Genomic DNA, 11,571 nt, shown 5'->3' with positions numbered 1-11,571 from the left:
ACCCCTTGAAATACAAAAAGAGAGAGGATGGCAATATTATGAAAAAAAGAGCAGTCAGCGTTATGTTAACAGCAGCAATGGTATCGGCAATGTTGGCAGGATGTGGTTCCAAGAATGCAGAGACGCAGTCCGCAGCAGATACAACAGCAGAAAGTGCTGTTTCCGGAGACGAAACATCAGCCGATACACAGGCAGCAGATGCAGAAACTACCGATGCCAGCAAGACAGATGGCACGTTCACCGTTGGATTTGACCAGGATTTCCCACCGATGGGATTTGTCGGAGATGACGGAGAGTTTACCGGGTTTGACTTGGAGATGGCAGCAGAAGTTGCAAAACGTCTGAACCTTACGATTGCATATCAGCCGATTGCCTGGGATGCAAAAGACATGGAGCTGGATGCCGGAACGATTGACTGTATCTGGAATGGCTTCACCATGAATGGCCGTGAAGACGACTATGAGTGGAGCAAGCCTTATATGAAAAACAATCAGGTCTTCGTTGTACGTGGAGATTCGGACATCAATTCTGAGGCAGATCTGGCCGGAAAGAACGTAGAAGTCCAGACGGATTCCAGTGCGGAAGCAGCACTGAACGACAACAGTGAGCTGACTTCCACGTTTGGAAGCCTGACACCGGTTGCAGATTACAACACGGCATTTATGGATCTGGAATCCGGGGCAGTGGATGCGATCGCAATGGATGACGTTGTGGCAAGTTATCAGATCACAAGCCGTAAGGCAGATTTCAAAGTCCTGGATGATGTGATCGCAGCAGAAGAATATGGCATTGGCTTCAAAAAAGGTAATACCGGGCTGCGTGATAAAGTTCAGGCAACACTGGAAGAGATGGCGGCAGACGGAACGGCTGCAAAGATTTCCGAGAAGTGGTTCGGAAAAGACATCACAACGATCCAGTAAATCAGACAGAGAACAAAAGGCGGGCTGTTGCATCTGCGGCAGCCCTTTTTATGCGGACAACGAACCAAAGTGTATTTCTCATGGTTTTACGCAAAGAAAGGAGAAGTTATTATGGGTATCAGCCAGATGCTTATGAAGCTGGCAGAGGGTATGGCGACGTCCTGCTGGATTTTCGGGATCACACTGCTTTTTTCCCTGCCACTTGGTATGGTCATAGCGTTTGGACGAATGTCAAAAAAACGTATTGTTCAGGGGATTACAAAAATTTATATTTCAATCATGCGAGGCACACCGCTGATGCTGCAGCTGATGGTTGTCTATTTCGGACCGTATTATCTGTTCGGGATCAAAATTTCACCGTTTTACCGAAACATTGCGGTGGTGATCGGTTTTGTGCTTAATTATGCAGCTTATTTTGCGGAAATCTATCGAAGCGGAATCGAATCCATGCCGGTTGGACAGTATGAGGCGGCAGAGATTTTAGGATACAGCAAAAGTCAGACATTTTTACATATCATTCTTCCGCAGGTGATCAAACGCATCCTTCCGTCGGTGACAAACGAAGTCATCACACTGGTCAAGGATACTTCTCTTGCCTTTGTGATTGCCGTATCGGAGATGTTTACGATCGCAAAGGCACTGGCATCTTCACAGACCAGTATGGTTCCGTATGTGGCAGCCGGTATTTTCTACTATGTATTTAATTTTCTGGTTGCATGGATCATGGAGAAGATCGAGAAGCATCTGAGCTATTATCGTTAGGAGGGAATCTATGAATTATCTGGAAATGAAGCATATAAAAAAGCATTTCGATGAACTGGAAGTGCTCAAAGATATTTCCCTGAATGTCAGAGAGGGACAGGTCGTAGCAATCATCGGTCCGTCCGGATCGGGCAAATCAACGCTGCTTCGCTGTGCGACCATGCTTGAAAAGATCGATGATGGAGAGCTTTCTTATCTTGGGGAGCGTGCCGCTTACAGTCAGAACGGTGAGGCGGTCTATGAAGCACCGGGCAAACTGAAACAGCTGAAAAGTTACTACGGGCTGGTTTTTCAGAACTTTAACCTTTTCCCGCATTACAGCGTGATGAAGAATATCTGTGATGCACCGATCCGTGTGCAGAAAAGAGAGAAAAAAGAAGTGCAGGAGCAGGCGAAAGTGCTGCTGAAAAAAATGGGACTGGAAGATAAGGCAGATGCCTATCCGTATCAGTTATCCGGCGGACAGCAGCAGAGAGTTTCGATCGCAAGGGCACTGTGCATGAATCCGAAGATCCTGTTCTTTGATGAGCCGACTTCAGCTCTCGATCCACAGCTGACCGGGGAGATTTTAAAGGTCATCAAAGATCTGGCGGCAGAACATATGACGATGGTCATCGTAACCCACGAGATGAATTTCGCAAAAAATGTGGCAGATCATATCGTATTTATGGAAAATGGCGTGATCGTGAAAGAAGGAGCACCGGAAGAACTGTTTACATCGGACAATCAGCGAATCAAAGAATTTCTTGGAAAGTTCCAGGATTAAAGAGGATATTGACGCAAAAACAGGCAGAGAGAAAAAGAAATTTCTCTGTCTGTTTTTTGCAGTAGATTTTTGTGCGGTTGTCATGTATAATAAAACGAGGCATGGGACAAGTGGGCACAAAACGGATGTATGCATGCGGATTTGTGTCTGCAAGGACCACGTAGGTCTCCGGCCGTACAGCAGTCGGAGACGGAAACAGGATGTACGTAAGAAAACAAAACGACAGGAGAAGCATATGAGTAAAAGAAATGATATTCACAAGGTACTGATTATTGGTTCCGGCCCGATCATCATCGGACAGGCATGCGAATTTGATTACTCCGGTACACAGGCTTGTAAAGCACTGCGTCAGCTTGGATACCAGATCATTCTGGTAAACTCCAATCCGGCAACGATCATGACGGATCCGGAGATTGCGGATGTCACTTACATCGAGCCGCTGAATGTGGAACGACTGGAGCAGATCATTGCAAAAGAGCGTCCGGATGCCCTTTTGCCGAACCTTGGCGGACAGTCCGGACTGAACCTCTGTTCTGAGCTGGCAGCAGCCGGTGTTCTGGACCGTTACGATGTGAAAGTAATCGGTGTACAGGTAGATGCCATTGAACGTGGAGAAGACCGCATTGAGTTTAAAAAGACCATGAACAAGCTCGGTATTGAGATGGCACGCAGTGAAGTTGCCTACAGCGTGGAAGATGCTCTGGCGATCGCAGACAAACTGGGTTATCCGGTGGTACTGCGTCCGGCTTATACCATGGGCGGAGCCGGCGGCGGTCTGGTATACAACGTAGAAGAGTTAAAGACGGTCTGCGAACGCGGTCTGCAGGCGAGTCTTGTGGGACAGGTTCTGGTCGAAGAGTCCATTCTCGGATGGGAAGAGCTGGAGCTGGAAGTCGTCCGTGATGCAAAGAATAACATGATTACCGTATGCTTCATTGAAAATATTGACCCGCTTGGCGTGCATACCGGAGATTCTTTCTGTTCTGCACCAATGCTGACGATCTCAGAAGATGTTCAGAAAGAGCTGCAGAGACAGGCTTATAAAATCGTAGAAGAAGTAGAAGTGATCGGCGGTACGAACGTACAGTTTGCACACGATCCGAAGAGCGGACGTATCATCGTCATCGAGATTAATCCGAGAACTTCCCGTTCTTCCGCACTTGCAAGTAAAGCAACCGGATTCCCGATCGCCTTGGTTTCCGCAATGCTGGCTTCCGGTCTGACACTGGATGAGATCCCGTGCGGCAAATACGGCACACTGGACAAATACGTGCCGGACGGCGACTATGTGGTAATTAAATTTGCAAGATGGGCATTTGAGAAATTCAAAGGCGTTCAGGACAAACTCGGCACACAGATGCGTGCAGTGGGCGAAGTCATGAGTATCGGCAAGACTTACAAAGAAGCATTCCAGAAAGCAATCCGCAGCCTGGAGATCGGACGTTACGGCCTTGGATTTGCCAAAGATTTCCATGAAAAGTCAAAGGAAGAACTGCTGAAAATGCTGTCTGTTCCGACCAGCGAACGTCAGTTCATCATGTATGAGGCACTGCGTAAACATGCAACCGTGGATGAGCTGTTTGAGCTGACCAAGATCAAACATTATTTTATCGAGCAGATGAAAGAGCTGGTGGAGGAAGAAGAAGCTCTGCTTGCAGACAAAGGCAGTGTTCCTTCAGAAGAAGCTCTGCGTCAGGCAAAACTGGATGGATTCTCTGATAAATATTTAAGCCAGATCCTGGAAGTGACCGAAGAAGAAATCCGCAATGCACGTATCGGCTACGGCATCGAAGAGGCATGGGAAGGTGTTCACGTAAGCGGAACCAAAGGCAGTGCTTATTACTATTCTTCTTATCATATCAAGGATGAGAGCAAAGCAAGTGACAATAAGAACAAGATCATGATCCTCGGCGGCGGTCCGAACCGAATCGGACAGGGTATCGAATTTGACTACTGCTGCGTACATGCTGCAATGGCTCTGAAAAAGGCCGGATTTGAGACGATCATCGTAAACTGCAACCCGGAAACGGTATCAACAGACTACGATACATCTGATAAACTGTATTTTGAACCGCTGACATTGGAAGATGTTCTGAGCATTTACAAGAAAGAGAAGCCGCTCGGTGTGATCGCACAGTTTGGCGGACAGACACCGCTGAACCTTTCCGCAGAGTTGGAAAAATACGGCGTGAAGATCCTTGGTACTTCACCGGCTGTCATTGATATGGCAGAAGACCGTGACCTGTTCCGTGCAATGATGGACAAACTTCAGATCCCGATGCCGGAAGCAGGCATGGCAGTAGATGTAGATGAGGCACTGGCGATCGCAGAACGCATCGGCTATCCGGTTATGGTACGTCCTTCCTATGTACTTGGCGGACGCGGCATGGAAGTTGTATATGATCCGGAAAATCTGAAAATTTACATGGAAGCAGCAGAAGGTGTGACACCGGACCGTCCGATCCTGATCGACCGTTTCCTGCGTCATGCAATGGAGTGCGAGGCAGATGCGATCAGCGACGGCGAACATGCTTACGTACCGGCTGTTATGGAGCATATCGAGCTTGCCGGTGTACATTCCGGAGACTCCGCATGCATCATTCCGTCCAGACACATTTCCGAAGAAAACTTAAAGACGATCAAAGAGTACACGAAGAAAATTGCAGAAGAGATGCATGTCAAAGGTCTGATGAATATGCAGTATGCGATCGAGGACGGCGTTGTCTATGTGCTTGAGGCAAATCCGCGTGCATCCAGAACGGTGCCGCTGGTTTCCAAAGTATGTGCAATCTCTATGGTACCGCTGGCAACCGAGATCATCACTTCTGAGTTTACCGGGAAAGAGTCACCGATCAAAGATCAGAAAGACCGCGAGATTCCGTATTACGGTGTCAAAGAAGCAGTCTTTCCATTCAATATGTTCCAGGAAGTAGATCCGCTGTTAGGACCGGAAATGCGTTCGACAGGTGAAGTGCTCGGACTGGCACAGAGCGTCGGCGAAGCTTACTTCAAAGCACAGGAAGCAACCAAGAGTCCGCTTCCGCTCTCAGGAACCGTTCTGATCAGTGTCGGCGACCGTGAGAAAGCAGAAGTTGCAGAAGTGGCAAAACGTTTCCACGAAGCAGGTTTTGCGATCATTGCAACCAGGCATACAAAAGCGATCATTGAAGAAGCAGGCATTCCGGCAGAGTTTGTATACAAGATGTCAGAGGGTCGCCCGAATATCTATGATATCATCACTAACGGCAAAGTCGATCTTGTTGTAAATACACCGAAGGGTGAAGAAGAGGGACCGGATGACAGCTATGTGAGAAGAGCCTGCATCAAGAGCCGTGTTCCGTATATTACGACCATGGCAGCAGCTCTTGCAAGTGCAGAAGGTATCCTGACGGTTCAGAAACAGAGCAGCAGAGAAGTTGTTTCCCTGCAGGATCTGCATGCAAGGATCAAATAAGAGCCTGTGTTATAAAAATAACAGGAGAAAGAAAAAATGGAGAAAAAAATCATTCAGGTGGACGAGAAAGTACCTGTAAAGATGCTGATCCCGCTGAGTCTTCAGCATATGTTTGCCATGTTCGGAGCATCGGTGCTGGTACCGTTTCTGTTTGGAATCAGTCCGGCGATCGTGCTTCTGATGAACGGTGTCGGCACACTGGTCTTTATCGTTGTAACAAAAGGAAAAGCACCGGCGTACCTGGGTTCCAGTTTTGCATTTCTGGTTCCGGCGGGGCTGGTCATTGAGAAATTCGGTTACCAGTATGCACTGGGAAGCTTTGTTGCCATCGGATTTGGTGGTATCATTGTTGCACTGATCATTCGGAAATTCGGCACAAAATGGATTCATATCGTGTTGCCGACAGCAGCCATGGGACCGGTTGTAGCCCTCATCGGGCTGGAGCTTGCGGGAAATGCCGCAAGCAATGCCGGCCTGCTGGATGAAGTGATTGATCCGAAAAACGTGATCGTTTTTCTGGTGACACTTGGCGTTGCCGTGTTTGGACAGATCCTTTTTCGCGGGTTCCTCGGTGTGATCCCGATCCTGATTGCGATTATTTCCGGCTATGTGGCAGCTGCGGCGTGTGGTATCCTCGATTTTACGGAAGTTGTACAGGCATCCTTCTTCGCACTGCCGAATTTCCAGTATCCGAAGTTTAACCTGGAAGCGATCATGACGGTATTTCCGGCACTGCTTCTGGTCGTGTCGGAGCATATCGGACATCAGGTTGTGACAAGTGAGATCATCGGAAGAGATCTTTTAAAAGAACCGGGACTGCACAGGACTTTGTTCGGTGACTTCTTTTCCACCATGCTTTCCGGTCTGGTAGGATCGGTGCCGACCACGACATACGGTGAAAACATCGGTGTCATGGCGATGACCGGTGTCTACAGCGTGCAGGTGATCGGCGGGGCGGCCGTTTTATCCATCTGCTGTTCCTTCCTTGGTAAGCTCTCCGCACTGATCAGCACGATCCCGGGTCCGGTTATCGGAGGGGTATCCTTCCTGCTTTACGGTATGATCGGTACATCCGGTATCCGTCTGCTGGTAGACGGAAAAGTAGATTACAGCCGTTCCAGAAATCTGGTGCTCACATCGGTAGTATTTGTGACAGGGCTTTCCGGCATTGCACTGAAGATCGGCAATGTGGAAATGACAGGAATGGTACTGGCATGCGTTGTTGCTATGGCAATGAGCCTGGTATTTTATATTCTTGATAAATTCGGACTGACAAACGATCAGCCGCAGAAATAAAAATGAACACAGCGGCAGGCTTCTCTTGCGGGAGCCTGCCACAAACAGGAGGTAAGAAAGATGAATCAGGTAATTATTCCGGAAAACTATCATTCCGTGCTCTCTATGTATGAGACACAGGATGCAATCGGGATCATCAAAGAAATGATGCAGAAGAAACTCTGTATGGCACTGCGTTTGAAAAGAGTCACAGCTCCGCTGTTTGTAGATCCGGCATCCGGACTGAACGACGATCTGAACGGAGTGGAACGACCGGTTTCTTTTGAAATCCCGGCAGCTGGCGTGGAGGCACAGGTTGTACATTCTCTGGCAAAATGGAAACGTATGGCGCTTTACCGCTATGATTTTCGTGTTGGAAAGGGGATTCTGACAGACATGAATGCCATCCGCAGAGACGAGGAGCTTGATAATCTTCACTCCTGTTACGTGGATCAGTGGGACTGGGAGAAAGTCATCGACCGCAGCGACCGCAACGAGGACTACCTGAAAGCCGTTGTCAAGAGAATTGTCGGCGTGATCTGCAATACCCTGGATGAGCTGAAATACTATTATCCGCAGCTGGAGCTGGAACTGAACCGTGATGTTGCATTTGTCACAACACAGGAGCTGGAGGACCGTTATCCGGATCTGACACCGAAGCAGCGTGAAAATGTGTTTGTAAAAGAACACGGAACTGCTTTTATCATGAAGATCGGTGACAAACTGAAGTCCGGTGAGCCACATGACGGCAGAGCACCGGACTACGATGACTGGGCACTGAACGGAGATATTCTGTTCTGGCATGAGACACTGGGCTGTGCCCTGGAGGTATCTTCCATGGGAATCCGTGTCGATGCAAAATCTCTGGCAGAGCAGCTGACAAAAGCAGGATGCGAAGATCGAAGAGAACTTTTGTTCCACAAAATGCTTCTGGAAGAGAAACTGCCTCTGACGATCGGTGGTGGTATCGGACAGTCCAGAGTCTGCATGCTTCTGCTCGGTAAGGCACATGTCGGCGAAGTACAGGCATCGATCTGGGATGAAGAGACACTGAACGCATGTGAAAAGGCAGGAATCTGCTTGTTATGATCGATCAGAAATGCCGTCTCTGTCCGCGGGAATGTAAGGCAGAGAGGGAAAATGGACAGATGGGTTTCTGCGGTATGACAGGAAAAGGCATCAGGGCGGCGAGAGCTGCCCTTCATTTTTGGGAAGAACCATGTATTTCCGGGAAGGGCGGTTCCGGTGCCGTCTTTTTTGCAGGCTGTACCCTGCGTTGTGTTTACTGTCAGAACCGCGAGATCGCAGCCGGGAGGATGGGAGAGGAGATCAGCCTTTCACGCCTGGTGGACATCTTTTTTGAACTCAAAGAACAGGGAGCGGAAAATATCAATCTTGTCACACCGAGCCATTATGCGGACAAGATCATGTCCGCAATCCGTATGGCAAAAGAGAGAGGATTTGACCTTCCGTTTGTTTATAACTGCAGCGGATATGAGAAAGTGGAAGTCTTAAAACAGCTGACTGGCCTGATTGATATTTATCTTACGGATTTTAAGTATATGTCGCCGGAAAGTGCCCTGCGATATTCGCATGCCAAAGATTATCCAAAGGCGGCAAAGGCGGCACTTGCCGAGATGATGCGTCAGCAGCCGCAGACGATATACGATGAACATGGCATGATGAAGCGTGGTGTGCTGGTCCGCCATCTGCTTTTGCCGTCGCACCGTAAGGAAGCAGAAGAGGTGGTAAAATATGTATACGATACTTATAAAGATCAGGCGGCGATCAGCCTGATGTGTCAGTATACACCGCTTGGCGGACTTGATAACTATCCGGAACTGAATCGGAGAGTGACAAAAAGAGAGTACGAAAAGCTGCTGGATTTTGCTGTCGAACTTGGCGTGGAGAACGGCTACATGCAGGAAATGGAAAGTGCGAAAGTTTGCTATATTCCACCGTTTGACGGAGAGGGCATAAAAGCATAAAATATGCAGTAATTTGACTTTCTATGCATCAATTCCGTTGACATTACTTTGAAACAGTGTTAAACTCAGACGCAGAGCAAGGAAGCAGTCCGGATGATGGAAAAGACAGAAATTTCGGACAAGCTTATTATAATTCAGGAGGAATAGAAATTATGAAAAAACTGATTGCAGCAGCACTGGTTGGAACAATGGTACTTACTATGGCAGGATGCGGAAGCAAGACTGCAGAAACAACAGGAAGCGAAGCTTCTTCTGATGCAGCAGGCGGCACACTGGTTATGGCTACCAATGCAGAGTTCCCGCCATATGAATATTATGAAGGCGAAAATGTCGTAGGTATCGATGCAGATATCGCAGCAGCCGTAGCAGACAAGCTGGGTATGGAGCTGAAGATCGAAGATATGGCATTTGATTCTATCATCCCGGCTGTAACATCTGGTAAGGCAGATATTGGACTGGCCGGTATGACCGTTACCGAAGACCGCCTGGAAAATGTGGATTTCTCTGATACTTACGCACATGCAACACAGGTTGTTATCGTAAAAGAAGACAGCGATATTGCAAGTCCGGATGACCTGGAAGGCAAAAAGATCGGTGTACAGCTTGGTACCACCGGTGATATTTATGCAGGTGACATCAAAGATGCAACCGTAGAGCGTTACAACAAAGGTTTCGAGGCCGTACAGGCACTTACTCAGGACAAAATCGATGCCGTTGTCATCGACGGAGAACCGGCAAAAGTATTCGTGAAAGAAAACGAAGGCCTGAAGATGCTTGATGAAGCATTTACCGAAGAAGATTATGCGATCGCAGTAGCAAAAGGAAATGATGAATTGCTGGATAAGATCAACACTGCACTCGGCGAACTGAAAGATTCCGGTGAGCTGGATAAGATCGTTGACAAGTATATCACAGCGGAATAAAAGAAAGTGACAGAGGAATGCCATGTCAAGACAATTATACTTGAATTTTATTAAAGATAACAGATGGAAATACATTGTGAACGGTCTGGGAACGACACTGCAGATTACCTTTTTTGCAGTCATTCTCGGTATTGCTCTCGGATTCCTGATCGCAGTCATCCGTTCAACCTATGACAAGACAGGAAAAGGGAAAATATTGAATTTTCTGGCAAAAGTATATCTTACCGTAATACGAGGAACACCAGTACTGGTACAGCTCCTTATCATTTATTTTGTCGTATTTGCAAGCGTGGATATCAATAAAATTATCGTTGCAGTCATGGCATTCGGTATCAACTCCGGTGCGTACGTGGCAGAGATCATAAGAAGCGGTATCATGTCGATTGATGACGGACAGTTTGAGGCAGGCCGAAGCCTGGGCTTTAACTATACACAGACCATGATCTACATTATCCTGCCGCAGGCACTGAAAAACGTGCTTCCGGCACTGGCAAACGAGTTTATCGTACTTTTAAAAGAAACTTCCGTATCCGGATACATAGCCATTCAGGATCTGACGAAAGGCGGAGATATCATTCGAAGCCAGACATACAATGCTCTGTTCCCGCTTCTTATGGTGGCAGCGATCTATCTGATCATGGTGCTTTTCTTTGAAAAGCTGGTATCCATTTTAGAGAGGAGGCTGCGTAACAGTGAGCGTTGAGAAAAAAGAGACCCTGATCCAGGTTCAGAACCTGACCAAGACTTTCGGCGGCAGCGTACATGCACTGAACGGTGTCAGCACCGACATCAAAAAAGGCGAGGTTGTCTGTGTGATCGGACCTTCCGGTTCCGGTAAAAGTACATTTCTTCGCTGTCTGAATCGTCTGGAAGATCCGACGGACGGACGTATCATTTTTGCGGGGGAAGATCTGATGGATCCGAAGACGGACATTGATATGCACCGTCAGAAAATGGGAATGGTATTTCAGCATTTCAACCTGTTTCCACATATGTCGATCCTGAAAAATATGACGATCGCCCCGATGAAACTGCAGAAACGCGGCAAAGACGAAGCAGAAGGTCAGGCTATGAAACTTCTGGAGCGAGTAGGACTTGCTGACCGTGCAAATGCTTATCCAAGCCAGCTCTCCGGCGGACAGAAACAGCGAATCGCCATCGTGCGTGCCCTGTGTATGAATCCGGAAGTGATGCTTTTTGACGAGCCGACTTCCGCACTTGACCCGGAGATGGTCGGAGAAGTGTTAAATGTTATGCGAGATCTTGCCAAAGAGCACATGACCATGGTCGTGGTAACCCATGAAATGGGATTTGCAAGAGAAGTTTCCGACCGTGTGATCTTTATGGCGGAAGGAAAGATCGTAGAAGAAGGAACGCCGGAAGAGATCTTTACGGCACCAAAGACAGAGAGACTTCAGAGTTTCCTGAGTAAAGTTCTTTAAAGAGAATTTATCGAAATACAGAAAACGGCATGGGTGTCAGA

The 11,571-nt window shown here is 47.8% G+C and carries 10 protein-coding genes; all 10 read left to right on the top strand.

Annotated elements, in window-relative coordinates; genetic code table 11:
* The first annotated feature begins 38 nt into the window (after positions 1-38).
* The 10 genes from ACLTL4_RS05725 (at position 39) to ACLTL4_RS05680 (ending at position 11,530) form a co-directional block, all read left to right on the top strand.
* A complete protein-coding gene (locus ACLTL4_RS05725) occupies positions 39-920 on the top strand; it encodes an amino acid ABC transporter substrate-binding protein (protein WP_147631265.1) in 882 nt (293 codons plus the stop codon).
* 111 nt (positions 921-1,031) lie between these two features.
* Positions 1,032-1,682: an amino acid ABC transporter permease gene (locus ACLTL4_RS05720; protein ID WP_022119302.1), complete on the top strand. Its 651-nt coding sequence runs from the start codon at positions 1,032-1,034 to the stop codon at positions 1,680-1,682.
* A 10-nt stretch (positions 1,683-1,692) separates the two neighbouring features.
* Positions 1,693-2,448: an amino acid ABC transporter ATP-binding protein gene (locus tag ACLTL4_RS05715; RefSeq protein ID WP_412290818.1), complete on the top strand. Its 756-nt coding sequence runs from the start codon at positions 1,693-1,695 to the stop codon at positions 2,446-2,448.
* 235 nt (positions 2,449-2,683) lie between these two features.
* Positions 2,684-5,902: a carbamoyl-phosphate synthase large subunit gene (gene carB, locus ACLTL4_RS05710; RefSeq protein WP_412290820.1), complete on the top strand. Its 3,219-nt coding sequence runs from the start codon at positions 2,684-2,686 to the stop codon at positions 5,900-5,902.
* 36 nt (positions 5,903-5,938) lie between these two features.
* Positions 5,939-7,198, top strand: a complete 1,260-nt coding sequence (gene uraA, locus ACLTL4_RS05705; protein ID WP_022119305.1) for a uracil permease — start codon at positions 5,939-5,941, stop codon at positions 7,196-7,198.
* 60 nt (positions 7,199-7,258) lie between these two features.
* Positions 7,259-8,266, top strand: a complete 1,008-nt coding sequence (asnA, locus tag ACLTL4_RS05700) for an aspartate--ammonia ligase (protein WP_022119306.1) — start codon at positions 7,259-7,261, stop codon at positions 8,264-8,266.
* On the top strand, positions 8,263-9,165 hold the full coding sequence (locus tag ACLTL4_RS05695) for a radical SAM protein (protein WP_412290821.1): 903 nt from the start codon (positions 8,263-8,265) through the stop codon (positions 9,163-9,165). Before asnA ends, ACLTL4_RS05695 begins: the two co-directional genes overlap by 4 nt.
* A 152-nt stretch (positions 9,166-9,317) precedes the next feature.
* The gene (locus ACLTL4_RS05690; RefSeq protein ID WP_022119308.1) at positions 9,318-10,088 is read left to right on the top strand and encodes a basic amino acid ABC transporter substrate-binding protein; all 771 of its coding nucleotides are present in this window, start codon (positions 9,318-9,320) and stop codon (positions 10,086-10,088) included.
* 22 nt (positions 10,089-10,110) lie between these two features.
* Positions 10,111-10,791 (top strand): amino acid ABC transporter permease, encoded by a 681-nt coding sequence (locus ACLTL4_RS05685; RefSeq protein ID WP_022119309.1) that lies wholly within the window; start codon positions 10,111-10,113, stop codon positions 10,789-10,791.
* Positions 10,781-11,530, top strand: coding sequence for an amino acid ABC transporter ATP-binding protein (locus ACLTL4_RS05680; protein WP_022119310.1), 750 nt, complete (start codon positions 10,781-10,783; stop codon positions 11,528-11,530). The genes ACLTL4_RS05685 and ACLTL4_RS05680 overlap by 11 nt, the downstream gene beginning before the upstream one ends.
* The last annotated feature ends 41 nt before the right edge of the window (positions 11,531-11,571 follow it).

The organism is Hominisplanchenecus sp. (genome assembly GCF_046967715.1).
In the GTDB taxonomy this organism is placed as follows: Bacteria; Bacillota; Clostridia; order Lachnospirales; family Lachnospiraceae; genus Hominisplanchenecus; species Hominisplanchenecus faecis.
This window is presented reverse-complemented; position numbering and strand designations above follow the sequence as displayed.